Genomic DNA, 26,519 nt, shown 5'->3' with positions numbered 1-26,519 from the left:
GTACATGTATGAGTCATGCGAAATCACCGGCCACGTCCATCGCTGCGGATGAACCCAAAGCGGGGGAGCCCAAGCCCGAGCGCAAGAAGAAAAAGGGCGAGAGCGCCACGCGACAGTACATCGACGCGCTGCTGGAGCAGTCCTATCGGCACCTCTTCGGTCCGACGGCAACGCCCGAGCAGCCGCGCAAGCACGAGGTCGTCTCGATCGCCCGTCTCAAGGGCATGCTTGGGGAGTACCTCAAGGAAAGCGACCTCGCGCAAATCAAAGAAGCCTTCCAGTTCAGCGATGAGGCCCACCTGGGTCAATATCGCCAGAGCGGACAGCCTTACATCACCCATCCCGTTGCCGTAGCCGAGATCTGTGCCGAGTGGAAACTCGACGCGCAGTCGATCATGGCTGCGCTATTGCACGACGTGATGGAAGACCAGGGCGTGACCAAGGCCGAACTCGCCGAGCGATTCGGGCCCAAAGTCGCGGAACTGGTCGACGGCTTGTCGAAACTCGACAAGATGGAGTTCAGCAGCCGGGAAGAAGCGCAAGCCGAAAGCTTCCGCAAGATGCTGCTGGCAATGGCGCGCGACGTTCGCGTCATTCTGGTCAAGCTCGCCGACCGGCTGCACAACATGCGCACGCTGGGCGTGACGTCGACGGAAAAGCAGCGCCGCGTGGCGCGCGAAACGCTCGACATCTATGCGCCGATTGCGCACCGCCTCGGCCTGAACAACACCTATCGCGAACTTCAGGACCTGAGCTTCGCGAATTACCACCCGCGTCGTTACGCAGTGCTCGACAAGGCCGTGAAGGCCGCACGCGGCAACCGACGCGAGGTGGTCGGCAAGATTCTCGATGCCGTCGAGAAAGCGCTGAAAGACGGCGAAGTCAGTGCCGACGTCTTCGGCCGCGAGAAGACGCTCTTCAGCATCTATACGAAGATGCAGGAAAAGCAGCTGTCGTTCTCGCAAGTGCTGGACGTCTACGGCTTCCGTGTCGTCGTCGAGTCGAACGCGCAGTGTTATCTCGCGCTCGGCGTGCTGCACGCGCTCTACAAGCCCGTACCGGGCAAGTTCAAGGATTACATCGCGATTCCGAAGGTCAACGGCTATCAGTCGTTGCACACGACGCTCGTGGGCCCCTTCGGCACGCCCATCGAATTCCAGATTCGCACGCGCCGCATGCATGAGATTGCGGAAGCGGGCGTGGCCGCGCACTGGCTGTACAAGAACGGCGGCGCGGACATGAACGACGTGCAGAAGCATGCACACCAGTGGCTCCAGTCGCTGCTCGATATTCAGAGCGAGACGGGCGACTCCACCGAATTCCTCGAACACGTCAAGATCGACCTGTTCCCCGACGCCGTCTACGTTTTCACGCCCAAGGCGCGCATCATGGCGCTGCCGCGCGGTGCGACGGCGCTCGACTTCGCCTATTCGGTCCACAGCGATCTGGGCAACCAGTGCGTGGCCGTCAAGATCAACAACGAGTTGCTGCCGCTTCGCACCGAGCTGAAGAACGGCGACATCGTGGAAGTCATCACCGCGCCGTATTCGAAGCCGAACCCCGTGTGGCTCGGCTTCGTGCGTACCGGCAAGGCGCGCTCGGCCATTCGTCATTACCTGAAGACGATGCGCTTCGCCGAGTCGGTGCAGCTTGGCGAGCGTCTGGTCGAGCAGGCGCTCAAGGGGTACGGCCTGACGATGAGCGAGATCTCGCCGGAGATCTGGGACAAGCTCGCGCAGTGGACGGGCAACAAGGATCGTCAGGACATCTTTGCCGACATCGGTCTGGGACGTCGTGTCGCAGCCGTCATGGCCAAGCGCCTCGCGGTGCTGCTGTCGGGCAAGGAAGGCGAGAACGACGACAGCCCGGACGATCCCGATTCACCGCGTACGGGCGACGAGAACGTCGGGCCGCCGGTGCTCATCACGGGCACGGAAGGCATGTCGGTGCAGTTCTCGGCGTGCTGCCGTCCGATTCCGGGCGACGCCATCATGGGCTACATCGGCATCGGGCTGGGCATGGCGATTCACACCACGGACTGCCCGGTCGCGCGCCGTATCCATCGCAAGGACCCGACCCGCTGGATCGATGTGGCGTGGGCGCCGCAACCGGGGCGTCTGTTCGACGTCGGCATCAAGGTGCTGGTGCACCACAATCGTGGCGTATTCTCGCGTGTGGCGGCCGATATCACGGCATCCGACGCGAACATCGTGCACATCGGGATGGACGAAGTGGTGCCGGACGAATCCGCCACGCTACGCTTCCTCATCCAGGTGAGCGACCGCGTGCATCTGGCTAACGTGATGCGCCGCATCCGTGTGAATCCGGACGTCATGCGCGTGGCGCGCGAGCGTCCGAGCGAGCGGCATCAGGACGATGGTCACGCCAATCACGCCATGCGCATTTCGCGCGAACGCGGCAACTACTGATTCTCGCGGTATCGATGAAATGAAAACGCCTCCCTCGGGAGGCGTTTTGCATAGTGTCGAGCGACGCGCGGTGCGCTTACTCGGACGGCGGGTAGCGAACGTCGAGAATCTCGATCTGATCGAGCCCGGCCGGTGTGCGCAATGGTACGGTGTCGCCGATCTTCGATTTGGTGATGGCACGGGCGATGGGCGAGATCCAACTGACGTGCCCACGGTCGAGATCTACTTCGTCGATGCCGACGATCATGATCGTATGCTCGTCTCCCTTGCCGTCTGCATAGGTGACTTCCGCACCGAAAAACACCTGATCGACGTTCTCCTGACGACGCGTGTCCACCACTTCCGCGTTATCCAGACGTTTCGTCAGAAAGCGAATACGCCGGTCGATCTCACGCAGACGTCGTTTGCCGTAGATGTAATCGCCGTTCTCCGAACGGTCGCCGTTGGACGCCGCCCACGACACGATCTTCACCACTTCAGGGCGCTGATTATCGATGAGATCCAGCATCTCATCCTTCAGACGACGGTAGCCTGTGGGCGTAATGTAGTTCTTGGTGCCCGCAGGAATCTCCGGCGCGCCTGCGTCGAGATCGTCATCGTCGTCGCCGCTATCTTCCTTGACGAAGGCCTTGTTCATAAGTCGATGCCCGCGACGCGCACGAGCCAAAAGCGTTACACAATCCCTGCATTATAGGAGCGATGTCGCAAGAACATGTGCGCCACCCCATTTTCGTGGCGATGGCCATCATGCTCAGGTGTCATGGAGCGCGCCCGCAATGTCCTCTACAATCGGGCGTCAGCACCCCACATGAACGCCACACTTCACACGCAAGTGTCGAACGCAGGAGAACCGCGCCATGACCGATTCCACGAGTCCCTTCCTTGCCGTGCTCAAGCCGCATCTGAGCGATATCGGCGCATTTACCGTGCAGCGCAGTCTGCCGAGCCTGCCGTTCAAGACCGTCGGGCCGTTCATCTTCTTTGACCACATGGGGCCTGCAACGCTGCCGCCCGGTGTGGGGCTGGACGTGCGTCCGCACCCGCACATCGGGCTGGCGACCGTCACCTATCTGTTCGACGGCGAAATCTGGCACCGCGACAGTCTCGGCAGCGATCAGCGCATCACGCCGGGTGCCGTGAACTGGATGACGGCGGGACGCGGCATCGTGCATTCGGAGCGTTCGCCGGACGACGTGCGCGAGCGTGGTGGTGACGTCCACGGCATTCAGACGTGGGTCGCGTTGCCGCAGGCCGACGAGGAGACCGCGCCGTCGTTTGCGCATCACGAAGCGGCGTCGCTGCCGGACATCTTCCTGCCAGGCGTGCACATGCGTCTGATCCTCGGTGAAGCCTTCGGCGAGAAAGCCCCGGTGAAAGTGTTCTCGCCTATCTTCTATCTCGCGGTCGAAATGGAACCGTGCGCAGCGTTCGTGCTGCCGCCGGAGTATGCCGAGCGCGCCGTCTACACGGTGCAGGGCGAGGTGACGGTGAACGACGAGGCCTTGCCCGAGCATCGGATGGGCGTGCTCGCTCCGGGCGGGGACGTGCGCATCGTGGCGGGTGATCGACCTGCACGACTGATGCTGCTGGGTGGTGCACCGCTCGACGGCGAGCGCTTCATCTTCTGGAACTTCGTGTCGTCGAGCCGTGAGCGTATCGAGCAGGCGAAGGCCGCCTGGACAGCGCAGGAAATGGGCAAGGTGCCCGGTGAGACGGAATGGATTCCGTTGCCGGAGCGCAAGCCATCGGCGAGCTGAGTTTCGTCGCAGTAAGCACGAAAAACGCCTGTTGACGGCCTGCCGCAACAGGCGTTTTTCATTGGCGTGCCCTGAGACGTCAAGCGCTCAGCACGATCACGGAACAGCGTCGTTCTTCCAGCAAACGATGGGAGACGGCACCGAAGTTGAGACGGTCGCCGAAACGCGGTTGCACGCCGAGCACGAGCAGGTTGTGTTTGCCGTGGTGGATCTGATGCAGGATGGCGTCGTCGACCTTGCCGCCTGCAAGCAGACGTGTGCGGAGCTTCACGCCGTTGCGCTTGGCCAGCGAGTGCAGGTTCTCCAGCATGGCGGCTTCGGCAGCGTCTGGACGTAGTACGCGTGGACGCCAGCGGCGGTGCAGCATGCCCGGAGCCACACGCGCCGAGACATGCAACGCGGTGACCGACGCCTTCGCCGCGCGCGCGAGTGTGATCGCCAGTTCGGCCGCATGCCGCGAATAGTCGGTGCCCGAGACTGGCACGAGGATGTTGAGCGGTGCGTCAGGCTGGCGCGCGTGGTCGCCATGCGCGAGCACGATGGCGATGGCACCGTCGAACGCCTTGGTCAGCGGCAGCACGCCTGTGGGCAGGGGGAGCGGGGGGACGTCCGAGTCCGACTCTTTGCCCGGCGCGTCGAATCCGGCGATGACGAAACCGTAGCCCTTGGCGATTTCGTCGGAGATGCGGACCGCTTCGTCGCTGCTTTCCGGCTGCGCTGCCTCCTGTTCGCGTGCGGTGTCGGACGGATCGTCAGCGACGAATTCGCCTTCCTCCTTCGCCTCGCTCACGCGCTTGTCGTCATGTGCTTCGCCGACAGGTTCATGCTTCGGGGCGGCTTTGGAGGACGTTTCGTCGGTCGGAGTTTCGGCGTCGCCTTCCTTGACAGGACCGTGCGGCAGTTCCGGCGTTTTCTGCGGCGCTTTGCCCGTGCGCTCGCGCAGCACCAGGCGCGCGGCCTCACGCTCCTTCTCGCCCGGCTTGACGGGCTTGTCTTCTTCCACGCCTGGCGTACCCGGGGCGCGACTCACCGAATGCGTGGCGGCGGCAAGGGCGATCTCATAGGCGTCGAGCCCAGCGCATTCGCCCGCGTCGACGGCGGCGCTGTCATCGCCCGAAGCAGGTGCGGGGGCGAGCACCGTCGTCAGTGTGCCGCGCACACCGGCCGTCAGCCCGGCGATCCACGCGGCGAAGCGTCCGTTGGCGCTGCCGTCGACCGCCGTCAGAATGCGCTCGACGTTCGGCAGGAAGTCCTTCTCCTCGGCGGCTTCCTTTTCAAGGCGAGCCTTCTCTTCTGCAGACAGCGGAATGCGCACGAGCGCCCGGCGCAGCACCGGCGGCATGATGAGCGTGGTGATGAGCGCCATGATGACGATCATGGTGAACAGGTCCTTGCTCAATACGCCCAGCGACAACCCGATGCTCGCGACGATGATCTCGGTCGAGCCGCGCGCGTTCATGCCGGTGGCCAGCGCAAGCGCTTCCGCTGAGGACATGCCACCCAGACGTCCGCCGATAAAGCATCCCGTGAACTTGCCGATGCTCGCGATCAGGATCAGTCCGGCCACCAACCCAAGCATTCGCCAGTCGAGCAGAATCGTCAGGTCTACCGACAGGCCCGCCACGCCGAAGAACACGGGCGCAAAGAGGGCGACGATCAGCCCACGCAACTGCGCTTCGATCTGTTCGCTGAGAATGGGCGACTGCCCGATCATGACCCCTGCCATGAATGCCCCCAGCGCTGTGTGCACGCCGAGTTTGTCGGTCGCGAGCGCCAGCACGAACGTGATGACGAGAATCGCGCTGAGCACCGGCATCTCCACGGTGAAGCGGTCGTTCGTCCAGCGAATGGCCACGGCCACGGCGCGCTTGCCGACGGTAAAGCACAGCACGATGAACAGCAGCGTGCCGCCGAGGCTGAACGTCAGATGGCCGAGATCGACCGAACCGCTGGCGCCCAGGCCTGCGATGGCGGCGATGATGATCCAGCCGGTGGTGTCGTCGAGAATGGCCGCGGCGAGGATGATCTGACCGATGTTGCGTCGCAGATAGTCGACTTCGCGAATGACCATCGCCACGACCTTGACGGACGAAATCGACAGCGCCGTGCCGAGAAATAGCGATGTGACGAGCCGCGCTTCCGGATGCGGCAGCAGATTGTCGGGCAGATGCCACCCGAGCGCGAAACCGCAGGCGAATGGAATCAGCATGCCGCCCGCCGACGCGAAGATGGCCATACGCTTCATGCGTCGCACGAGCCCCAGATCCGTCTCCAGCCCCGTGGACAGCAAAAGCAGCAGCACGCCCAGCTCGGAGACGGCGTCGAGCATCTTTTTTTGCGCTTCGTTGTCGGGAAAGACGGCGTGTTGCCAGGCGGGCATCAGCGCGCCGAAGATGGACGGGCCGAGCAGCACCCCTGCGAGCAACTGGCCCATGACGGCCGGCTGACGCAGCCGTTGCATGACCTCGCCGAGCAGTCGGCCGACGAGTACCAGCAAGAGAAGTTGAGTAAAGAAGATTGCCGTGCCGTGGCCTGCGTGCATGTGCCTCCCTGCCCGTCGTTGGACTTTGCGATTACCATGCTTCAAGCTGGCGGCTGTTTTCTATGAGTAACGGCCGCTATTTACGCAATTTACCACGCTCGATAGAACCCATGATCGATACCAATCTCGCCAGTTTCGACACCGACGTACTGGCCGTCTCGCATCAGGTCCCCGTGCTGGCCGACTTCTGGGCCCCGTGGTGCGGCCCCTGCAACACGCTTGGGCCGATGCTCGAAAAGCTGGAGGCCGAAGCGCAGGGGCGCATCCGCCTCGTCAAGATCAATGCCGATGAAAACGCGCAACTGTGCGCGGAGTATGGCGTGCGCAGTCTGCCGACCGTCGTCGCGTTCGTCGATGGCGAGCCGGTCGATCAGTTCGTGGGCGCGTTGCCGGAAGGGCAGTTGCGCGCCTTCATCGACCGCATCGTGCCGAATCCGGCGGACATGGCGCGCAACGTGGCGCGCAAGGCGCTCGCAGAAGGTCAGCCGACGGTGGCGCGCGATGCGCTTCAGGCCGCACTGGCGCTCGACCCGGCGCATGACGAAGTCCGTCTCGATCTGGTGGATGTTTTGCTCGGCATGGGTGACATCGATGCAGCACGTACTGAGCTGACATTGCTCTCGCCGCGCACCGCCGCGAGTGGCGACGCCCGTATTGCAGCCCTCAACACGCGTATTGCTGCCGCCGAGCAGGCCAGCCAACTGCCACCGGCCTCGGAATTGATCGCGCGCGTGGACGCCGAACCGGCCAATCTTCAGGCGCGTCTGGATCTGGCCAATCGTTATCTCGCGGATCGGGCTTACGAACCGGCATTGCAGACGTTGCTCGATATCGTGCAGCGTGACCGCTCGTTTGGCGACGACGCCGGACGCAAGTCGATGCTTGCGATCTTCGAAGCACTCGCCGAGACCGATCCGGCGACGGTGGCAACGTGGCGTCGCAAGCTGAGCGCGGCGCTGAACTGAGCGACGTCCCGACATCCCATAGCTCTCTAAACTCTTCGACGCATATGACATCTCCCACATCTCCCGCGCTCATTACGTTCGCCCCCGATCAGGCGGGCGAAGCCATCTTCGATCATCCCGCCGAGGCGCGCCGTGTGAGCGGCAATCCGCAGCGCATGACGCGCCCGTTCTACACCGACGCACTGGGTGAGTTCGATTGTGGCGAATGGACTTGCGAACCCGGCGCGTGGCGCATCGCCTTCGGTGCGCATCGTCAGGAATACTTCTCTGTGATTGAGGGACGTATCCGCATCAGCGATCTCGATGGCAACGCGTCGGAGTTCGGGCCGGGCGACGCCTGCGTGATTCCGGCCGGGTTCGAAGGCGTGTTCGAAGTCATCGAACCGGTGCGCAAGCACTTCGTAATGTTCGAGCGCAAGGCGGCCGCATGACACGTCTGATCTTTTTCTGCGGCCACGCCGGGGCAGGGAAGACCACGCTGGCCAAGCGTCTGATACGTCCGCTGATTGCGCGCAGTGGTGAGGCTTTTTGTCTGCTCGACAAGGACACGCTGTATGGGGCGTACAGCGCGTCGGTGATGGGCGCGCTGACCGGCAACCCCAACGACCGCGACAGCCCGCTCTATTTGCAGACGTTACGCGAGCCGGAGTACGCAGGGCTGCTGGAGACGGCGCGCGAGAACCTGCGTCTGGGCGTGAACGTGCTGGTGGTCGGTCCGCTCTCGCGTGAGTTGCGCGAAGGCCTGCTGTTCGACCGGGCGTGGCTGGACGTCGACGACGACGTGGGCGTCCACGTGGTCTGGGTGGATCTCGACGAAGCACGCGCGCGCGAGCGCATCGAGAGCCGGGGCAATCCGAACGACGCCTACAAGCTGGCGCATTGGGACGAGTATCGCGTGCGTCGCTTCTTGCCCCCTGCGGCGGCATTTCCGGGTCTCGTGCGCTTCGATAACACCGCACCGACGCCGGACGACGACGAGCAACTGTTGCAGACGTTGCTGGCGCATACGCGCTAAGGCCACCGTAGAAGGGAAAATCGCAGCGAAGGGAATAATCCGAAAGGGCTGGTGTCGCCGCTCGTTTCGCCGGTGGCCATCGCTAAGGTGTGGGCATTTTCCCTCTTGGCGTTGCGTCGACCATGTCCCTTCTATCCGCTCTATCCCTTCTGTCCCTTCTGTCCCGCATCTCTGCGTGTGTTCGCCGCCGGTCTGGCCGCTTCATTGGCCGCTTCATTGGCATCTTCACGGCCACCATGCTCGCGTCACCCAATGCGACGCTCGCCGCCGAGCCGCCCATGGCGGGCATGCCGCGCCTGAGTACGGTGGCTGCGTCCGCGCAAGCGCCTGCATTCCCTCCCGACACCTCGTTCGCGCCGACGCCAGCCATCGCCGATACGCCGACAACGGCGCGTATTCGCGAGCGCGGACGCATTCTGCTCGGCTATCGGCAAACCGCCGTGCCGTTCTCCTATGTCGACGCTGACGATCAGCCGATGGGACTGGCGTGGGCGCTGTGCCAACGGGTCGTGACCGCGCTGCAACAGGAAATGGCGATGCCGGAACTGCGCGTCACGCCGGTGCGGGTGATCGAACAGATGCGCGCGCCGATGGTGAAGGGGGATGCCATCGATATCGACTGCGCGCCATCGACGGTCACGGCATCGCGTGGGCAGCAGGTGGCCTTCAGCTTGCCTTATTACGCGGCGAACGTCCGGTTGATGGTCAGGAAGGGCACGGGCGTCGCGTCGATCGACGATTTGCGGGGCCTGCGCCTGGCGGTGGTGCAGGGAACGACTGCGGAGCGCCTTGTGAGGGCGCAGCACGCCCGCGCAGGATTTCAGCTTCTGATGGCGCGCGACTACGATGAGGCGTTTCGCATGCTGAAGGAGCGCCGCGCGCAGGCGTTGGCGCTGGACGATGTGCTCCTGGAAGGCTTGCGCGCCACCAGCAAGACACCGGATGCGTACCGGATCGTCGGGGCACCCCTCACCACGCAGCCCGAGTATTACGCGCTGGTACTGCCCAAGGACGACCCTGAGTTCAAGGCGCGTGTCGACGCGGCCCTGACGGCGATTTTTCGGAGTGGTGAAATGGCGCAACTCCAGCGGCAATGGTTTCAGGCCGTCATACCGCCGTACGGGCATCGTCTGGCGGTCGAACCGTCGCCGCAAACCCTGACCCTTTGGGAGACTGGCGGGCATCCCGGCAAGGATCAGGAGGCGTCTGCGGCATCCCCGACATCCCCGACATCCCCGACATCCCCGACATCCCCGGCATCAGGCAGTTGATCGTCCGTGCATAAGCTAATGACAAAGGTTTCTTTGCGCTGCGTGATGCAAATCTGTAACTTCCTATCATGCTGTTAATTCGATAGGAATTTGCTGTGAACGGTTTCAAGAAGGTCGACTGGAAAATCGCTGCCGGACGCGTCGCGCTCGGTCTGTCCGTGTGGTTCGCCGCTCAGGCGGGTATTTCGACGGCGACGGCCGCGCCCGCCAGGACCGAGGCGGTTGTCGCGTTGCCGAAGGTCAACGGTGATCTCACCGGCACGCTCAAGAAGATCCGCGATACCGGCGTCATCACGCTGGGGTATCGCGAAGCGGCCATTCCGTTCTCGTACGTGAACGACAAGGGCAGGCCGGTCGGCTACACGATGGACCTCTGCTACGCAGTGGTAGACGCCGTCAAGACCGCCCTCAATCTGCCGAATCTGCGCGTGCGTGAAATGTCCATCACGCCGCAGAACCGTATTCCGCTGGTGAAGAACGGCACGGTCGATCTCGATTGCGCCCCGAACACCATTACGCCGGAGCGCGCCGAGCAGGTCGGTTTCAGCAATCCGTACTACGTCTCCGAAGTGCGCCTTCTGGTCAACAAGAAGGACAACATTCACGGGCTGGACGACCTGAAGGGGCAGAACCTCGTGGCGTCGGCCGGTTCGACCGGTGAGCGTCTGGCGCGCATGCAGGCGGAGAAGATCGGCTACCGCGTGATTCCGGCGCGCGATCACGGTGAATCGATGGTGACGCTCGAAACCGGTCGCGCCAAGGCGTTTGCACTGGACGACGTGTTGCTTGCGGGCTTCCGCGCGAATGCTCGGGACCCGGAGTCGTTCGCCATCGTCGGCGCACCGCTGGAGACGGAACTCAACGCCCTGATGCTGCCGCGCGACGATCCGCAGTTCAAGCGCTTCGTGGATACGACGCTGGCGCATGTGTACAGCTCGGGCGACATCCGCCGTATTCAACGCAAGTGGTTCCAGCAGCCGATTCCGCCGCGCAACGTCAACCTGAACCTCGAACCGAGCAAGGAAGTCGTGGAAGTCTGGCGTAAAGGCTCGCAGGTGACCGAGTGATGTGCGTCTGACGAACGTCTGATACGCGCGCGGCGAGAAACGCCGCCGCGCCTTAGCCAGCAAGGCCCCGAAGCCCGCCGATAGCGATATCGGCGGGCTTCGTCGTTTACACAATTCGGGCCTGTGTTTACACGTTGTTTACACCCCCTTTACCCCTTTTGTCCCCGTCTTTACGCGCCCCTACGTATCGTTCAGGGCACGGCTGGCATGCGCATGCGAGGGCGCGTCGCGCCCGTGGCGTGCCAGCCGCCACACGATAGGGAGTTGTCATGGACTGGTTATATCTCGGCGTGATCGCGGTGTTCGTTGCCACGACCGTCGGCTTTGTCGCGTTTTGCGCGTCGGTAGGGGGGCAGCAATGACAGCTATGTACTGGCTGAGCGGCGGACTCACGCTCGCGCTGCTCGCTTATCTCGTCTACGCGCTGTTCAAGCCGGAGGACCTAGCATGACACTCAATGCCTGGATCCAGCTCGGCGTTTTCCTCGTCGTGCTACTGGTGCTGGCGCGCCCGCTCGGTCGTTTCATGGCCGACGTGCTTGCCGGTGAATCCCGCGTGAACCGCTGGTTCGCGCCTGTCGAACGCGGTCTTTATCGTCTGTGCGGGATTCGTCCCGAACAGGAGATGCACTGGCGCACCTACGCGTTCGCGCTGATCGGCTTCAACGCCGTGGGCGCGTTCGCCGTCTACGCGCTGCAACGCTGGCAAGTCTGGCTGCCGCTGAACCCGCAAGCGTTCGGTAACGTCACGTCGGACTCGTCGATGAATACGGCCGTCAGCTTCGTGGCGAATACGAACTGGCAGGGCTACGCGGGTGAATCGACGATGAGCTATCTGACGCAGATGCTCGGTCTGGCCGTGCAGAACTTCCTGTCGGCCGCCACCGGTATCGCAGTCGTGGTCGCGCTCATTCGCGGCTTCGCCCGTCACACGGCGCAGACGATCGGCAACTTCTGGGTCGACATGACCCGCATCACGCTCTACGTTCTCGTGCCGCTGTCGGTGGTGCTCGCCGCTGCGTTCATGAGTCAGGGCGTGATTCAGAACTTCGATGCCTATAAGGACGTGACCACGCTGCAAGTCACGCACTACGACAATCCGGTCCTCGGCCCGGACGGTCAGCCGAAGATCGACGCCGCCGGCAAGCCGGTCACGACGCCCGCGCAGACGCAAACGCAAACGCTCGCCATGGGCCCGGTCGCTTCGCAGGAAGCGATCAAGATGCTCGGCACGAACGGTGGCGGCTTCTTCAACGCGAACTCGGCGCATCCGTACGAGAACCCGACGCCGCTGTCGAACTTCCTGCAAATCCTGGCGATCTTCCTGATCCCGGCGGCGCTGTGCCACACGTTCGGACGCATGGTCGGAGACCGTCGTCAGGGCATCGCGATTCTGGCGGCCATGACGATTGCATTCTCGATTGCGGCAGTGGCGACCGTGTCCGCAGAACAGGCGGGCAATCCGATCCTCACCACGCTCGGCGTCGACCAGCAGGTCAGCGCTACGCAGTCGGGCGGCAACATGGAAGGCAAGGAAACGCGCTTCGGCATCGTCTCGTCGGGCATCTTCGCGACGGTCACGACAGCGGCGTCGTGCGGTGCAGTCAACGCGATGCACGACTCGCTCACACCGCTTGGCGGCATGGTGCCGATGTTGCTGATGCAGTTAGGCGAAGTGATCTTCGGCGGCGTCGGTTCGGGCCTGTACGGCATGCTCGTCTTCGCCATGCTCGCGGTGTTCGTGGCGGGGCTGATGATCGGCCGCACGCCGGAATACCTGGGCAAGAAGATCGAAGCGTACGAGATGAAGATGGTCGCAGTGGCCGTGCTCATGACGCCGCTGCTGGTGCTGCTCGGGACTGCGCTCGCAGTGCTGGTCGCGGCCGGACAGGCGGGTGTACTGAACCCTGCGACACACGGCTTCTCGGAAATTCTCTACGCCTACAGCTCGGCCGCGAACAACAACGGCAGCGCATTTGCGGGTCTGTCGGCAAACACGCCGTTCTACAACACAACGCTGGGTATCGCGATGTGGTTCGGCCGCTTCTGGGTGATCGTGCCGGTGCTGGCGATTGCCGGTGCGCTGGCGCGCAAGAAGCGTATTGCCGCGACGTCGGGCACGTTGCCTACGCATGGTCCGCTGTTTGTCGTGCTGCTGCTCGGCACGGTGCTGTTGGTGGGCGCGCTCACCTACGTACCGGCGCTTGCACTCGGTCCGGTCGCCGAACATCTGGCGATGATCGGTGCGCATTGAACAATGAAATGAGGCATTCGAGGCTCTCATGAATCAACCCTCAAGTAATACCGCCACCCGGCAGATGGGCGAAGGGCATACATCGGCGACCAAGTCGATGTTTGACCCCGCCATCGTCAAACCGGCCATCGTGGACTCGTTCCGCAAGTTGCACCCGATCACGCAGGCCAAGAACCCGGTGATGTTCGTGGTGTACGTCGGCAGTCTGCTCACGACCGTGCTGTTCGGCATGGCCGTGGCAGGCCATGCCGAGGCGAGCGCGCCCTTCATCCTCGCGATCACGCTGTGGCTGTGGTTCACTGTGCTCTTCGCGAACTTTGCCGAAGCACTGGCCGAAGGCCGTAGTAAGGCGCAGGCTGCTTCGCTGCGTCAGGCCAAGAAGAACGTGCCCGCCAAGCAGTTGCGCTCGGCACGTCGTGACGCAGAGTGTCTGGTGATCGACAGTGCCAGCCTGCGTCGTGGCGACTTTGTGCTGGTCGAAGCGGGCGATGTCATTCCGGCCGACGGCGAAGTCGTGGAAGGGGTGGCGTCCGTCGACGAATCGGCCATCACGGGCGAATCCGCGCCGGTGATCCGCGAGTCGGGCGGCGACTTCTCGGCCGTGACCGGTGGCACGCGTGTGCTCTCGGACTGGGTCATCATGAAGGTGACCGTCAATCCGGGCGAAGCGTTTCTCGATCGCATGATCGCGATGGTGGAAGGCGCAAAGCGTCAGAAGACGCCGAACGAAATCGCCCTGACGATTCTGCTCGTTGCGCTCACGCTGGTGCTGCTGCTCGCCACGGCCACGCTGCTGCCGTACTCGATCTACAGCGTGTTCGTCACGCATGCCGGGAATCCGGTCACGATCACGGTGCTCGTCGCGCTGCTGGTGTGTCTGATTCCGACGACCATCGGCGGCCTGCTCTCGGCCATCGGCGTGGCAGGCATGAGCCGCATGATGCAGGCGAACGTGATCGCGACGTCGGGCCGCGCGGTGGAAGCCGCAGGCGACGTGGACGTGCTGCTGCTCGACAAGACCGGCACGATCACGCTGGGCAATCGTCAAGCGTCGCAGTTCGTGCCCGCGCCGGGCGTGGACGAGCGTACGCTGGCCGACGCCGCGCAACTCGCGTCGCTGGCCGACGAAACGCCGGAAGGCCGCAGTATCGCGGTGCTCGCCAAGCAACGCTTCAATTTGCGCGAGCGTGAAATGAGCGGTCTGAATGCACTGTTCATTCCGTTCACGGCACAAACGCGCATGAGCGGTGTGGATCTGACCGACAAGCAGATTCGCAAGGGCGCAGCCGATGCCGTCAAGCGTTATGTGGAATCGGCCGGTGGCGTGTGGCCGGTGGCGCTCGCGACGGCGGTCGACGAGATCGCGCGCCGTGGCAGCACGCCGCTGGTGGTGGCCGAGCAGGACGCGAACGGCGCGCGTGCGCTGGGCGTGATCGAGTTGAAGGACGTGGTCAAGGGCGGCATCAAGGAACGATTCGCCGAACTGCGTCAGATGGGGATCACCACGCTGATGGTCACGGGCGACAACCGTCTGACGGCCGCCGCGATTGCCGCAGAAGCGGGGGTGGACGACTTCCTCGCAGAAGCCACGCCTGAGGAAAAGCTCGCGACGATTCGCAAGTATCAGGCCGAAGGCAAGCTCGTGGCGATGACGGGCGACGGCACCAACGACGCCCCGGCGCTCGCGCAGGCCGACGTCGCCGTCGCGATGAACTCGGGCACGCAAGCCGCGAAGGAAGCGGGCAACATGGTCGACCTCGATTCGAACCCGACCAAGTTGATCGAGATTGTCGAGATCGGCAAGCAGATGCTGATGACGCGCGGCAGCCTCACCACGTTCTCGATTGCGAACGATGTGGCGAAGTACTTCGCCATCATTCCGGCCGCATTCGCCACCACGTATCCGCAGCTCGATGCGTTGAACGTCATGCGTCTGGCAAGCCCGTCATCGGCCATTTTGTCGGCGGTGATCTTCAACGCGCTGATCATCGTGGTGCTGATTCCGCTCGCATTGAAGGGCGTGAAGTATCGCCCGCTCGGGGCCGCGACGCTGCTGCGTCGCAACCTCTTCGTCTACGGTCTGGGCGGGATTCTGGTGCCGTTTGTCGGTATCAAGGTCATCGACATGATCATCGCCGCGATGGGCTGGGCCTGATCGCGACGGCTTCCGGGCGCGGCGGCAGCAGTTGCCGTGCGCCCGGGGCCACATTGCTGAAACTCTAAGGAACAGACGTCATGAAAACCCTCTTGCGCCCGATGTTGAGCCTGTTTGTGGTGCTCTCGGTCATCACGGGGCTGGTGTATCCGCTGGTCGTGACCGGCATCGGCCGCGCGGCGTTCTCGCGCGAAGCGGCCGGTAGCCTGATTTATAAGGACGGAAAGGCCGTCGGGTCGTCGCTGATCGGTCAGAACTTCGACGAACCGAAGTACTTCTGGGGCCGTCTGTCGGCCACCTCGCCGAATCCGAACAACGCCACGGCGTCGGGCGGCACGAACTTCGGTCCCCTCAACCCGGCGCTCACGGATGCCGTGAAGGCGCGCATCGCCGCGCTGCGCGACGCCGACCCGAGCGCGCAACTGCCCGTGCCTGCCGATCTGGTGACGGCGTCGGGCAGCGGGCTTGACCCGGAAATCAGCCCGGCGGCGGCCGACTATCAGGTCACGCGCGTGGCCAAGGCCCGCGGGCTGACGCCGGATGTGGTGCGCGATGTGATCGCACGTAACACGCAAGGCCGTCAGTGGGGAATTTTCGGAGAACCCCGGGTGAATGTTCTGAAGCTCAACCTGGCATTGGACGGGTTGGCACGCGGCGCTGTCTGAAAGGCGCAGCCGCAGGCGGGCGCATGAGCCGGAATCTCTGGTTTTGCCTGTCGGCCTGCGGTAGATTGGCGGCACGCCCTGCGCGTGCCGCGTTTTTTTGCTTCATCGGGCAACCGGTGAGGATTTGCCGCCCGACGGTGCTGCCGGGCAGCGTGGCTCGCGCTTTCAAAGTGGACTGACCCGATGGCTGGCATGGAACGCCCCGATCCCGACGAATTGCTTGGCAAGCTGCAACGCGACGAAGCGCGCGAGCGGCGCGGTCGTCTGAAGATATTCTTCGGCGCTTCCGCCGGTGTGGGCAAAACGTTTGCGATGCTGCAAGCTGCCCGCAAGCTTAGCGATGAGGGCACCGATGTGGTCGTCGGTGTGCTGGAAACGCATGGCCGGGAAGAGACCGCGCGTCTGCTCGAAGGGCTGGAAGTCCTGCCGCAGAAGACGGTCGAGTATCGCGGCCGTGTGCTGCGCGAATTCGATCTCGATGGCATGCTCGCGCGCAAACCGGCCGTAGCACTCGTCGACGAACTCGCGCATGCGAACGTGGCGGGCGAGCGGCACCTCAAGCGCTGGCAAGACGTGCACGAACTGCTCGATGCGGGCATCGACGTCTACACCACGCTCAACGTGCAGCACCTCGAAAGGCTGAACGACGTGGTCGGCCAGATTACCGGCATCCGCGTTTGGGAGACGATTCCCGACCGTGTGTTCGATCTGGCGGACGAAGTGAAGCTGGTCGATCTGCCGCCCGACGAACTGCTCGAACGCATGCGCGAGGGCAAGGTGTACATGGCCGCGCAGGCGGAGCGCGCCGTGCGTAACTTCTTCCGCAAAGGCAACCTCATCGCGCTGCGCGAGCTGGCGCTGCGTCGCACGGCCGACCGTGTAGATGCGCAGATGCGTGAGTACCGTGCGGACCAATCGATCAGTCAGGTCTGGCAGGCGCGCGAGCGCTTGCTCGTGGCGATTGGGCCGGGGCCGGAAGGCGTGGCGCTGGTGCGCGCGGCCGCGCGACTCGCGGCGAGTCTGCGCGCCGACTGGCTGGCGGTACATGTGGAAACACCGGCGATTCTGCGTCAGGCGACGGCCCGTCGCGAGAGCGTCTATGCCACGCTCAAACTGGCGCACGAACTGGGCGCAGAAACGCTCACGCTGGACGGCGCGGAAGCCGCGACGACGCTGCTGGCCTATGCGCAGATGCGCAACGTCTCGAAGCTGGTGGTCGGGGCGAGCGGTGCGCGGCGCTGGTGGACGGCGCGTACTCCGCTGCATGAGGCATTGCTGCGTCGCGCACGGGGTGTCGACGTGGTGCTGATCGGGCCGGCTGCGGGTGACCGGTCGGCCGAGAACCGGGTGGTGCGCGGCGACTGGCGCGACTGGTTCGAGACGGCTCCGGAACTGGGGCTCGTCGGTGGTCCGTGGCGGGCGTATGCGTGGGCCGTCGGCATTTGCGGCGCGGTCTCGCTGGCGGCGGCCGAGCTGACGTCGTTCCTCGATCTCGCCAACATCGCCATGCTGTATCTGCTCGGGGTGATCATTGCGGCGATGCGGCTGGGGCGTGGGCCGGGGGTGCTGGCATCGTTCCTCTCGGTGGTGGCGTTCGATTTCTTTTTCGTGCCGCCGAAGATGTCGCTGTCGGTCTCCGACACGCAGTACTTGTTGACGTTTGCCGTCATGCTGACCGTCGCGCTGGTCATCAGCCATCTGACGACGAGCTTGCGATTTCAGGCGCGTCTCGCCACTTGGCGGGAGCGGCGCACCGGTGCGGTGTACGCGATGGCGCGCGAACTGGCGGCGGCGCTCACGACGCCGCAGATCGTCGAGATCGGCTCGCGTCACGTGCGCGAAGTGTTTCAGGCGCGCGTGGCGTTGTTGCTGCCGGACAGCCAGAGCAGTGTGCGTCAGCCGGTGGAGAATGCCCGGGAAGAGACCATGCCTGCGCATATCGATACGGACGTCGCACAGTGGGTGTACGACCGTCAGCAGGCGGCGGGGCGGGGGACGAATACGCTGCCCGGATCTAACGCCTACTATCTGCCGCTGCGCGCGCCGATGCGCACGCGCGGGGTGCTGGTCGTTGCCCCCGAGTCGGGCGGCGGTGCAATAGGCACGCCGGAACAGCAGCGTCTGCTCGATACGTTTGCCGCACAAATAGCATTGGCGCTGGAGCGTGTGCACTACGTCGAAATCGCACAGGACGCGCTGGTGACGATGGAGTCGGAGCGCCTGCGCAATTCGTTGCTCTCAGCGATCTCGCACGACTTGCGCACGCCGCTCACGTCCATCGTCGGCTTTGCGAGCATGCTCAGCCGCAACGCGCAGACGCCCGGTCCGCTGCGTATCGATCTCGTCGATGCCATCCATGAAGAAGCGCAGCGCATGACGGGGCTCGTGACCAATCTGCTCGACATGGCGAAGTTGGAAGGCGGTGGCGTTCAGCTCAATCGTCAGTGGCAGATGCTGGAGGAAGTGGTGGGCACGTCGCTGCGTGCTTGCCGCCGTGTGCTCGCAGATCACGAAGTGACGACGCGCTTGCCTGCCGATCTGCCGTTACTGCGTTTCGACGCTGTGCTGCTGGAGCGTCTCTTTGCCAACCTGCTCGAGAACGCCGCAAAGTATTCGCCTGCGGGCTCACACATCGAAATCTCGGCACGTGTGGTCGGCGAGGAAGTTGAAGTGAGCGTGAGCGACGACGGTCCCGGTTTGCAAGCGGGCATGGAAGGCCGTATCTTCGAAAAATTCATGCGCGGCGAGAAGGAGTCGGCCAAGCCCGGCATCGGCCTGGGGCTGGCGATCTGTCGCGCGATTGTGGAAGCGCACGGCGGTAAAATTCACGCCACCAACGTCCCTGACGGGCATGGTGCGCGCTTCATATTCACCTTGCCGGTGGAAACGCCGCCTGTGGCGCCCGACGTCGCGCAAGGGATCGATGACGGCGTCGCCGAGTCTGGCGATTCGGCGTTATGCGTCGACCCGACCGGCGATGTGGAACCCGCGTCTGGCGCACCTGATGCGCCTGACGCAAACGTAACGAAACAACATGAGTGAACCGACCATCAACATCGTGGTGATTGAGGACGAGCGCCAGATCCGGCGGTTTCTGCGCACGTCGCTCGAAGCCGAGGGCATGGTCGTGCACGAGGCGGAAGCCGGACGGCAGGGCATGGTCGAGGCGGCCACGCGCAAGCCCGACTTGCTGATCGTCGATCTGGGGTTGCCGGATATCGATGGCGTGGAAGTCATTCGCGAAGTCCGCAGTTGGACCGACATGCCGATCATCGTGCTGTCGGCGCGCAACGAGGAAGCCGAGAAAGTCGTCGCACTCGATGTCGGGGCCGACGATTATCTGACGAAGCCGTTCGGGGTGTCGGAACTGCTCGCGCGCATTCGGGCGCAATTGCGACGACATCATCGCGGCGGCAATTCCGAGACACTCGACGAAGCGTTCTCTTTCGGCGACATCAACATCGACCTTGTGCGCCGCAAGGTGACGCGCGCGGGCGAACCGGTGCACCTGACCCCCATCGAGTATCGGCTGCTGGTCACGCTCGTGCGCCATGCGGGGCGGGTGCTCACGCATCGTCAGTTACTCAAGGAGGTGTGGGGACCGTCGCATGTCGAGAGCAATCACTATCTGCGCATCTACATGGGGCACCTGCGGCAGAAGCTGGAAGCCGACCCCGCGCAGCCGCAACACATCCTGACCGAGACGGGTGTGGGCTACCGGCTCGAGGTGGACGCGAACGGCTGAGGCCGTCGGCCGACGTCGGTCGGCGTGGTTTGCTAAAATCGCCCCTGTTCCGTCCGGGGTGTCAGGCGCTCAGCCGCAATTCGATTGACCTTCGATGGAATCCATTGCCGGGACGACCCGGCAAGCGGTTCTCTTTTCTCCGGGGACGACCCCGATCTTTCATCGAAGTCAGTCATGGCCTGGATTCTTCTGGTTTGTGCCGGTTTTCTTGAAGTGGCGTGGGCCGTCGGGCTCAAGTACACGCAAGGTTTCTCGCGTCTCGTCCCCTCCGTATTCACCATTGTGTCGATGGTCGGCAGCGTCTGGCTGCTGGCTCTCGCCGTGCGCACGCTGCCGCTCGGCACCGCCTACGCCATCTGGACGGGCATCGGCGCGGTCGGCGCGTTCGTCCTCGGGATCGTGCTGTTCGGCGAATCGGCGTCCGCTGCCCGTATCGCAAGCGTCACGCTCATTCTTGCCGGGCTGGTCGGACTGAAGCTGACGGCGGCGTGATCGCCTTTCAAGTCACCGGTGGTGCGTTGCCGCAACGCGCGGCATAATGGCGCGGTAACGGTCCAGTTACTCATCGGTCACATGTAGGGTGGATGTCGGGCAGACGCCGGGTGGTTGAACGGCTTTAAGTGGTAAGGGGTAAGGGTTCGATATCCGGCGAGTGGTCGGTGGGCTGTTACCGCGTCGGCAGTGCGCGACGCGTGATCGTGCGACGCCGTCATGTCGGCGGCAGCGAGGTCACCATGCTTGAATCGATTGCGCTCGGCGCAGGGCTGTCCTGGGGCAGCGGCCTGCGGTTGTACCTGACGGTGTTCTGCGCGGGTCTGGCAGCGCGTTTCGGGTGGTTGCACCTGCCGCCCACGCTCGCCGTACTGGCGTCGACCTGGGTGATTGCCACGGCGGGTGTGTTGGCCGCCATCGAGTTCTTCGCGGACAAGATCCCCTTTGTCGACAGCGCGTGGGACGCCGTGCACACCTTCATCCGGATTCCGGCGGGGATCGTGCTTGGCGCGGCGGCGCTGGGTCAGACCGATCCGGCCGTGACCGTGCTGGCCGGACTGGCGGGCGGTGCGCTGGCAGGCACGGCGCATCTGGCCAAGGCGGGCAGCCGTGCGCTGATCAACACGTCGCCGGAACCTTTCTCGAATGTCGCGGCCTCAGCCGGCGAAGATGTCTCCACGGTGGGCGGACTGGCGCTGGCGTTCTTCCTTCCCGCCGTTTTTCTCCTGATGTTGTTGCTGTTCGTCGTGTTGGCTTGGTGGTGGTTGCCGCGCGTCTGGCGCGGTTGGCGCTCGTTACTGGCGCGGGTCAAAGGATTGAGGAACGATGGGGTTCACTGAAGTTGCCCGCCAGGCCTGGCGGATGTTCCTGCGCGATTGGCGCGCAGGCGAGTTGCATCTGCTTCTCGTGGCATTGTTGCTGGCGGTCGGCGCACTCTCCAGCGTAGGTTTTCTCTCCGATCGGATGCAGGGCGGGCTTGAGCGCGACGCGCGTCAGATGCTCGCCGCCGATCTTGTCGTTCGCAGCGACGCTCCTCTGGCACCCGAATTCACCCGTCAGGCACAGGCCGACGGGTTGTCGACGGCCGTGATCGCCAATTTCCCGAGTATGGCCAGTGCGACGGGGGAGAGTGGACAGACGGCCGCGAGCCGTCTCTCGTCGCTCAAAGCGGTGAGCGACGGTTATCCGTTGCGTGGCCGCGTGCGCGTGGCCCCCGACGCCGGGGCCAATACACCGGACGCACCCGCCGACGGCATTCCCGCGCCCGGCACGGTCTGGGTCGACGCCGCGCTGCTCGATGCCCTGCACGTCAAACCCGGCGAGTCGATTCGCGTGGGCAATCGCACGCTGCGCATCGCCGCCGTCATTACCCGCGAGATGGATCGGGGCTACGGCTTCGGCTCGCTCGCACCGCGCGTGATGATGCGCTTCGACGAATTGCCGTCGACCGGCCTCGTGCAGTTCGGCAGCCGCATTACTTATCGTCTGCTGGTGGCGGGCGCCGACACGCAGGTCGGTAAGTTCACCGCATGGGCGCGTCCGGCGGCGGAGCAGGCGCGTGGCGTTCACCTCGAATCGCTGGAAGACGGGCAACCGCAGGTGCGGCAGACGCTCGATCGCGCCGAGCGTTTCCTCTCGCTCGTGGCACTGCTCGCCGCTGTGCTCGCGGCGGTGGCCGTGGGCATCGCGTCGCGCCGGTACAGCGAGCGCCATCTCGACGCGTGCGCCGTCATGCGATGTCTCGGTCTGCCGCGCCGGGCCTTGCGCGGCATGGTGACACTTGAATTCATCGGTCTCGGTCTGATTGGCGGTGTGCTCGGCGTGGCGCTCGGTTACGCGGCGCACTGGGCGCTGCTGGCGCAACTCGGCGACGTGATTCCGGCGGGGTTGCCTGCGCCGACGTGGCGACCCGCTGCGTTCGGTCTCGCAAGCGCGCTGGTGATGCTGCTGGGATTTGCGTTGCCGCCGCTGCTGCCGCTCTCGGAAGTGGCCCCGCTGCACGTGTTGCGTCGCGACGTAGTCGGTGGGGCGCGCCGTCAGGGATGGCTTGCGTACGGTGCAAGCGCGCTGGCGTTCGGTGCGCTGCTGCTGTTCGCGGCGCGTGATCTGCGTCTGGGTGCGATGGTGGCCGGTGGGTTTGTCGTCGGCGCGATTGTTTTCGGCGTGCTGGCCTGGTTGGCGATTCGCGGTCTTGCGGCTTGGGCGCGCAGTACGGGTGCCGCCGGTGGCGCGGTGGGAGGCATCGGCTGGCGGTATGCGGTGGCCGGGTTGCGTCGTCGAGGTCTCGGCAGCGCCTTGCAGGTGGTGGCGTTGGGGCTGGGATTAATGGCGTTGCTGCTGTTGGCGGTGACACGCAACGATCTGGTTGCGGGTTGGCAGCACTCGAGCCCGCCGGATGCGCCGAACCGTTTCGTCATCGACATTCAGCCGGGGCAGGACGCGCCGGTGCTCACACAACTTCACGCGGCCGGTCTGCCCGATGTGCAGCTCTCGCCGATGATCCGCGCGCGACTGACGGCCATCAACGACAAGCCGGTGACGGGCGAAAGCTACACCGAGGAGCGCGCGCGTCGCCTTGCCGAGCGCGAATTCAATCTGTCTTACACGTCGGCGTTGCCCGACGGGAACCGTGTGACGGCGGGCCAGTGGTACGGCGAGACCGATAAGCCGCAGATCTCGATGGAAGAGGGCATCGCGAAGACGCTAGGCCTGAAGCTCGGCGACACGCTGCGATTCGAAGTGACGGGGCAGACCATCGACGCGCCGATTACGAGCCTGCGCAAGCTCGACTGGGGATCGATGCGCGTGAATTTCTTTGTGGTGATGCCGCCCGCCGCGCTGCGCGATTTTCCGATGACGTGGATTACCTCGTTCCATCTGGAGCCGAATCAGCAGAGCGTGGCGGACGCACTGGTGCGTCAGTTCCCCAATGTCACCGTGATCGATACGGGCGCATTGCTCGCACAGATTCAGCAGATTCTGTCGCAGGTGATCGACGCCGTGCAGGCGCTCTTCTTCTTCACGCTCGCCGCCGGGGTGCTGGTGCTGTATGCCGCGCTTGCCGGTACGCGCGACGAACGCATGCGCGAGAGCGGTATTTTGCGGGCGCTGGGGGCATCGTCGCGACAGTTGCGGGATGTCCATCTGGCGGAGCTGGTGACGGTCGGTGCACTGGCCGGGCTGCTCGCCGCGCTGGGGGCGGGTGCGCTTGGCTGGGCATTGGCGCGCTACGTCTTCGAGTTCGCGCTGACGTTCAATCCGTGGCTGCCGGTGCTCGGGATCGGCGCGGGTGTCCTGTGCGCGCTGATTGGCGGCTGGAGTGGTTTGCGCGCGGTGTTGCGTCAGTCGGCCGTGCGCACATTGCGCGACGTGTGATGGTTCGCTGTCGGGCGCGGCAATGTGCCGCGCTCATCGTTCTGATCACGCGCTGTCCTTTTCGAGACGCCGTTCGTGGCACACGCGTTGGGCCTCGGGCACAATATTGCCCATGACGACCGAAAACTCCTCTGAAAACACCCGTCAGGCTGCTGCGGCAGATGACGACGCGCAAGACACGTCGGCACAGCCGACGGCCTTTTCCCTGCTCGGCGGCGAGGCGCGCGTGCGCGAACTCGTCGACCGTTTTTACGACCTGATGGACCTTGAACCCGAGTTTGCGGGTATTCGCGCGATGCATCCGGCGTCGCTCGACGGCTCACGCGACAAGCTCTTCTGGTTCCTGTGCGGCTGGCTGGGCGGGCCGAACCATTACATCGAACGCTTCGGCCACCCGATGCTGCGCGCGCGCCACCTGCCGTTCCCGATTGCATCGAGTGAGCGCGACCAGTGGCTGCGCTGCATGGCGCTCGCCATGCAGGACATCCATGTGGAAGGCACGTTGCAGGAACGCCTGATGCAGGCGTTCTACGGCACGGCCGACTGGATGCGGAATAAGGCGGGTTGAGCCCCCTGCCTCAGGTGACCAGGGGGCGCCAACGCTTACTTCGCCTCCTACGTCATATCGGCTAGGTATAAACGTCATTCGCATTCGTCCGTCGTCTTGACTAATGTTGGAAAGCGTTCGTGCGAGTCGTGGAAGTGCTGCGTGCCGACATTGGACACGCGGGCGATCTGCGGTTTGCATGCCATTCCTTCACGACGTCATAGAGTGCCCGACCGATGTCAGTCACCAACGTAGGACCTCGCTATCAACCTCCGGTCGATGGCGATTTCGACAGGCCAAACGGCCAACCGAAGGCTCCGGCGAATTCGGTGCCATTCGTGCGGTCGCCCATGTTTCCCACAGTGCCCGAACAGTCCCTGCGGACCACACTCCTGCAGTCGGACCGGATGATGGCGACATACATGGAAGGGGTTTCTCGGGAGGCCGGCATGAGCGAGCGCCTGCCGATATCCAACGGGTACGTCATCTCGGTTCAATTGCAAACGACAGTCGGCGCGGAACTTTGGAAGCACGGCACGTTTGTCCAGACAGAGCAATTCAATCAAGGGACCATCTTTCTGGGGCACCTCGGGGATGAGCCGACCGCGTACATGCCGAACGCTTTCGAGTGCGTCATCATGATGATTCCGCAGGTCTCGTTGCTCGAAGTCCAAGCGGAGACGAAAGGTGGAATGAACACGCTTCTGGAAGACGTCAATCACGCGGAAGATCCTGTGCTCTATCACCTCGGCATGGCAATGAAGCTGGCTATGCTGAACCCCGTGACGTCGGGAAAGCTCTTTATCGATCAGGTATCCCTCGCGGTTTGCACGCATCTGTGCGCGACCTATGGGAATCGTGCCACGTCGTCGACGACGAAGCGTCGCGGATTGTCCAGACGCGAGGAGCGGATCGCGAAGGATCTGTTGACGGCGGACCTTGGCGTCGAGCCGTCATTGCCTGACGTAGCCGCTGCGTGCGGGATTCCGGTTCGCAGATTTGCCGACGCGTTTCGTGTGACGACGGGTATGCCTCCGTTTCGCTGGCTGAGAGGCTATCGTGTCGAGCGCGCGAAGACGCTGCTTGTCGACGCCCGGTTGAGTCTCGCCGAGATTGCCTACGCTTGCGGCTTTGCGGACCAAAGTCATTTCACGCGCGTCTTTTCTGCCGCAACGGGAGTGACGCCGGCTGTCTGGCGCAAGTCCAGCATCGGCTGAGCGGCGGTGGCTTCGCGCGTAGCGCGTCCATGTACGAAATGAAGCATCCCGTCGCGCCACCGCCTGCGCGAACGGGACCTTCAACTACCGCTGCGAGAAGTCTGCCGATCAGGGGGAGCGATCGTAGACGACTTAGGTGACGTCGCGCTGCCGACGGTGGCCACTGACACGCGATTCACCAATGCGCTCGTGAAACGGGGAGCGCCTCCTTCACATCAGGCTTGCCGGGGGAGCAGGGGATAAGGCAAAACCCGGCAAACCGTAGTGATCTGCTATTCGAACTGCTTGACCGCTTGCGCTCATTCAGCGGCGTCGGCCAGTTACGCCGCCAGTCGCTGCTTGTGCTGTGCGACGACTTCGGCTTCGTCCTTCAGGGCCTTCTGAACGGACGGACGTGCTTCGATACGGGCGATATAGGCCTTGAAGTAGGTCAGGTGGTCGAGATTGACACCCGAGCGCTCGTTCCACAGCGTGGCCCAGGCGTAAGCGTCGGCAACGGTGAAGTGCTCGCCGGTGAGATACGCACGACCGTCCGAGAGCATGTCGTCAAGACGACCGTAAGCGGAAAGCAGCTTGTTCGTGTGGAATTCGATACCCTCGGCGGTCATGAGCTTGCGCATTAACGGAATGTGCTTCTGTGCGATTTCCGTCGCGATGAACGTCAGCAGTTCGTCCATACGAACGCGTTCCCAGGTACCGCGTTGGGGAATCAGACCGGCTTCCGGGTGCTGATCAGCCATGTACGACGTCACAATCACGGTTTCAGAGAGCACGCCTTGCTCGGCATCGTCCATGACGAGCGCCGGTACATAGAGCAGCGGGTTGACGTCGGCGAACGCGCTACCGTCCGACGTCGATTTACCGAAGACGTCGAAGTGAACGAGTTCCGGCGTCAGGCCGATTTCGTTAGCGATGGCTTGTGCCGCGAGCGAGCAGGTGGCTTGTGCGATGTAGAGTTTCATGTCGTTGACTCACAAATTGACGGGTTGGACCGTAAGGCGGTCGGAGAAATCAGGCGCGCTTG

21 protein-coding genes are annotated in these 26,519 nt (G+C 63.8%); 18 read left to right on the top strand and 3 right to left on the bottom strand.

Translation table 11 applies throughout. From position 1 onward, the window contains the following. Nucleotides 1-8: 8 nt before the first annotated feature. Nucleotides 9-2,429 (top strand): RelA/SpoT family protein, encoded by a 2,421-nt coding sequence (locus PCO31010_RS04890; RefSeq protein WP_150663199.1) that lies wholly within the window; start codon nt 9-11, stop codon nt 2,427-2,429. 76 nt (nt 2,430-2,505) lie between these two features. Here PCO31010_RS04890 and greB read toward each other — a convergent pair whose 3' ends face one another. Further along, complete coding sequence (greB, locus tag PCO31010_RS04885) at nt 2,506-3,066, bottom strand: transcription elongation factor GreB (protein ID WP_150663198.1); 561 nt, start codon at nt 3,064-3,066, stop codon at nt 2,506-2,508. A 220-nt stretch (nt 3,067-3,286) separates the two neighbouring features. On the opposite strand from greB, the gene PCO31010_RS04880 reads away from it, so the two are divergent. After that, on the top strand, nt 3,287-4,186 hold the full coding sequence (locus tag PCO31010_RS04880; protein ID WP_150663197.1) for a pirin family protein: 900 nt from the start codon (nt 3,287-3,289) through the stop codon (nt 4,184-4,186). A gap of 79 nt (nt 4,187-4,265) precedes the next feature. Here the strand turns inward: PCO31010_RS04880 and PCO31010_RS26585 are convergent, their stop codons facing one another. Beyond that, entirely contained in the window at nt 4,266-6,728 is a 2,463-nt protein-coding gene (locus PCO31010_RS26585; protein ID WP_174984325.1) for a cation:proton antiporter domain-containing protein, read from the bottom strand. 113 nt (nt 6,729-6,841) lie between these two features. On the opposite strand from PCO31010_RS26585, the gene trxA reads away from it, so the two are divergent. The 16 genes from trxA (at nt 6,842) to PCO31010_RS04795 (ending at nt 25,495) form a co-directional block, all read left to right on the top strand. Further along, a complete protein-coding gene (gene trxA / locus PCO31010_RS04870; RefSeq protein ID WP_150663514.1) occupies nt 6,842-7,693 on the top strand; it encodes a thioredoxin in 852 nt (283 codons plus the stop codon). A gap of 44 nt (nt 7,694-7,737) precedes the next feature. Then, entirely contained in the window at nt 7,738-8,124 is a 387-nt protein-coding gene (locus PCO31010_RS04865; RefSeq protein WP_150663196.1) for a cupin domain-containing protein, read from the top strand. Continuing rightward, the gene (locus tag PCO31010_RS04860) at nt 8,121-8,708 is read left to right on the top strand and encodes a P-loop nucleotide/nucleoside kinase family protein (protein WP_150663195.1); all 588 of its coding nucleotides are present in this window, start codon (nt 8,121-8,123) and stop codon (nt 8,706-8,708) included. Before PCO31010_RS04865 ends, PCO31010_RS04860 begins: the two co-directional genes overlap by 4 nt. Before the next feature lie 236 nt (nt 8,709-8,944). After that, the gene (locus tag PCO31010_RS04855; protein WP_174984323.1) at nt 8,945-9,979 is read left to right on the top strand and encodes an amino acid ABC transporter substrate-binding protein; all 1,035 of its coding nucleotides are present in this window, start codon (nt 8,945-8,947) and stop codon (nt 9,977-9,979) included. Nucleotides 9,980-10,074: 95 nt separating this feature from the next. Then, nucleotides 10,075-11,046, top strand: a complete 972-nt coding sequence (locus PCO31010_RS04850; protein WP_246184443.1) for an amino acid ABC transporter substrate-binding protein — start codon at nt 10,075-10,077, stop codon at nt 11,044-11,046. Nucleotides 11,047-11,404: 358 nt separating this feature from the next. After that, the gene (gene kdpF / locus PCO31010_RS04845) at nt 11,405-11,497 is read left to right on the top strand and encodes a K(+)-transporting ATPase subunit F (protein WP_063389843.1); all 93 of its coding nucleotides are present in this window, start codon (nt 11,405-11,407) and stop codon (nt 11,495-11,497) included. After that, nucleotides 11,494-13,299 carry a potassium-transporting ATPase subunit KdpA gene (kdpA, locus tag PCO31010_RS04840; protein WP_150663193.1) on the top strand — a complete coding sequence of 602 codons (1,806 nt, stop codon included), beginning with the start codon at nt 11,494-11,496 and terminating at the stop codon, nt 13,297-13,299. Before kdpF ends, kdpA begins: the two co-directional genes overlap by 4 nt. Nucleotides 13,300-13,327: 28 nt before the next feature. Continuing rightward, nucleotides 13,328-15,454 carry a potassium-transporting ATPase subunit KdpB gene (kdpB, locus tag PCO31010_RS04835; RefSeq protein ID WP_425494997.1) on the top strand — a complete coding sequence of 709 codons (2,127 nt, stop codon included), beginning with the start codon at nt 13,328-13,330 and terminating at the stop codon, nt 15,452-15,454. An 80-nt stretch (nt 15,455-15,534) separates the two neighbouring features. Next, a complete protein-coding gene (gene kdpC, locus PCO31010_RS04830) occupies nt 15,535-16,119 on the top strand; it encodes a potassium-transporting ATPase subunit KdpC (RefSeq protein WP_150663192.1) in 585 nt (194 codons plus the stop codon). 192 nt (nt 16,120-16,311) lie between these two features. Further along, nucleotides 16,312-19,161: a sensor histidine kinase gene (locus tag PCO31010_RS04825; protein ID WP_150663511.1), complete on the top strand. Its 2,850-nt coding sequence runs from the start codon at nt 16,312-16,314 to the stop codon at nt 19,159-19,161. After that, the gene (gene kdpE / locus PCO31010_RS04820) at nt 19,154-19,864 is read left to right on the top strand and encodes a two-component system response regulator KdpE (RefSeq protein WP_150663191.1); all 711 of its coding nucleotides are present in this window, start codon (nt 19,154-19,156) and stop codon (nt 19,862-19,864) included. The genes PCO31010_RS04825 and kdpE overlap by 8 nt, the downstream gene beginning before the upstream one ends. A gap of 174 nt (nt 19,865-20,038) precedes the next feature. Further along, complete coding sequence (gene sugE, locus PCO31010_RS04815) at nt 20,039-20,356, top strand: quaternary ammonium compound efflux SMR transporter SugE (RefSeq protein ID WP_039397603.1); 318 nt, start codon at nt 20,039-20,041, stop codon at nt 20,354-20,356. Between the two features lie 242 nt (nt 20,357-20,598). After that, nucleotides 20,599-21,195, top strand: a complete 597-nt coding sequence (locus tag PCO31010_RS04810) for a DUF4126 domain-containing protein (RefSeq protein WP_039402874.1) — start codon at nt 20,599-20,601, stop codon at nt 21,193-21,195. Then, nucleotides 21,182-23,731: an ABC transporter permease gene (locus tag PCO31010_RS04805; protein ID WP_246184442.1), complete on the top strand. Its 2,550-nt coding sequence runs from the start codon at nt 21,182-21,184 to the stop codon at nt 23,729-23,731. Before PCO31010_RS04810 ends, PCO31010_RS04805 begins: the two co-directional genes overlap by 14 nt. A 112-nt stretch (nt 23,732-23,843) precedes the next feature. After that, the gene (locus tag PCO31010_RS04800; RefSeq protein WP_150663190.1) at nt 23,844-24,299 is read left to right on the top strand and encodes a group II truncated hemoglobin; all 456 of its coding nucleotides are present in this window, start codon (nt 23,844-23,846) and stop codon (nt 24,297-24,299) included. A gap of 428 nt (nt 24,300-24,727) precedes the next feature. After that, entirely contained in the window at nt 24,728-25,495 is a 768-nt protein-coding gene (locus tag PCO31010_RS04795) for a helix-turn-helix domain-containing protein (RefSeq protein WP_174984320.1), read from the top strand. Nucleotides 25,496-25,815: 320 nt separating this feature from the next. On the opposite strand, the gene PCO31010_RS04790 is transcribed toward PCO31010_RS04795, so the two are convergent. Next, a complete protein-coding gene (locus tag PCO31010_RS04790) occupies nt 25,816-26,457 on the bottom strand; it encodes a glutathione S-transferase C-terminal domain-containing protein (protein ID WP_150663188.1) in 642 nt (213 codons plus the stop codon). Nucleotides 26,458-26,519: the final 62 nt, after the last annotated feature.

Source organism: Pandoraea commovens, from assembly GCF_902459615.1.
Taxonomy (GTDB): Bacteria; Pseudomonadota; Gammaproteobacteria; order Burkholderiales; family Burkholderiaceae; genus Pandoraea; species Pandoraea commovens.
This window is presented reverse-complemented; position numbering and strand designations above follow the sequence as displayed.

Excerpts from the sequence above, each read along its gene's own strand:
- sugE (WP_039397603.1), top strand. The coding sequence starts at position 20,039 with ATGGCCTGGATTCTTCTGGTTTGTGCCGGTTTTCTTGAAGTGGCGTGG.
- PCO31010_RS04810 (WP_039402874.1), top strand. The coding sequence starts at position 20,599 with ATGCTTGAATCGATTGCGCTCGGCGCAGGGCTGTCCTGGGGCAGCGGC.
- PCO31010_RS04805 (WP_246184442.1), top strand. The coding sequence starts at position 21,182 with ATGGGGTTCACTGAAGTTGCCCGCCAGGCCTGGCGGATGTTCCTGCGC.
- PCO31010_RS04890 (WP_150663199.1), top strand. The coding sequence starts at position 9 with ATGAGTCATGCGAAATCACCGGCCACGTCCATCGCTGCGGATGAACCC.
- PCO31010_RS04825 (WP_150663511.1), top strand. The coding sequence starts at position 16,312 with ATGGAACGCCCCGATCCCGACGAATTGCTTGGCAAGCTGCAACGCGAC.
- PCO31010_RS04795 (WP_174984320.1), top strand. The coding sequence starts at position 24,728 with ATGAGCGAGCGCCTGCCGATATCCAACGGGTACGTCATCTCGGTTCAA.
- greB (WP_150663198.1), bottom strand. The coding sequence starts at position 3,066 with ATGAACAAGGCCTTCGTCAAGGAAGATAGCGGCGACGACGATGACGAT.
- PCO31010_RS04790 (WP_150663188.1), bottom strand. The coding sequence starts at position 26,457 with ATGAAACTCTACATCGCACAAGCCACCTGCTCGCTCGCGGCACAAGCC.
- kdpB (WP_425494997.1), top strand. The coding sequence starts at position 13,328 with ATGAATCAACCCTCAAGTAATACCGCCACCCGGCAGATGGGCGAAGGG.
- kdpA (WP_150663193.1), top strand. The coding sequence starts at position 11,494 with ATGACACTCAATGCCTGGATCCAGCTCGGCGTTTTCCTCGTCGTGCTA.
- kdpC (WP_150663192.1), top strand. The coding sequence starts at position 15,535 with ATGAAAACCCTCTTGCGCCCGATGTTGAGCCTGTTTGTGGTGCTCTCG.
- PCO31010_RS04865 (WP_150663196.1), top strand. The coding sequence starts at position 7,738 with ATGACATCTCCCACATCTCCCGCGCTCATTACGTTCGCCCCCGATCAG.
- kdpF (WP_063389843.1), top strand. The coding sequence starts at position 11,405 with ATGACAGCTATGTACTGGCTGAGCGGCGGACTCACGCTCGCGCTGCTC.
- PCO31010_RS26585 (WP_174984325.1), bottom strand. The coding sequence starts at position 6,728 with ATGCACGCAGGCCACGGCACGGCAATCTTCTTTACTCAACTTCTCTTG.
- kdpE (WP_150663191.1), top strand. The coding sequence starts at position 19,154 with ATGAGTGAACCGACCATCAACATCGTGGTGATTGAGGACGAGCGCCAG.
- PCO31010_RS04860 (WP_150663195.1), top strand. The coding sequence starts at position 8,121 with ATGACACGTCTGATCTTTTTCTGCGGCCACGCCGGGGCAGGGAAGACC.
- PCO31010_RS04855 (WP_174984323.1), top strand. The coding sequence starts at position 8,945 with ATGCTCGCGTCACCCAATGCGACGCTCGCCGCCGAGCCGCCCATGGCG.
- PCO31010_RS04880 (WP_150663197.1), top strand. The coding sequence starts at position 3,287 with ATGACCGATTCCACGAGTCCCTTCCTTGCCGTGCTCAAGCCGCATCTG.
- PCO31010_RS04800 (WP_150663190.1), top strand. The coding sequence starts at position 23,844 with ATGACGACCGAAAACTCCTCTGAAAACACCCGTCAGGCTGCTGCGGCA.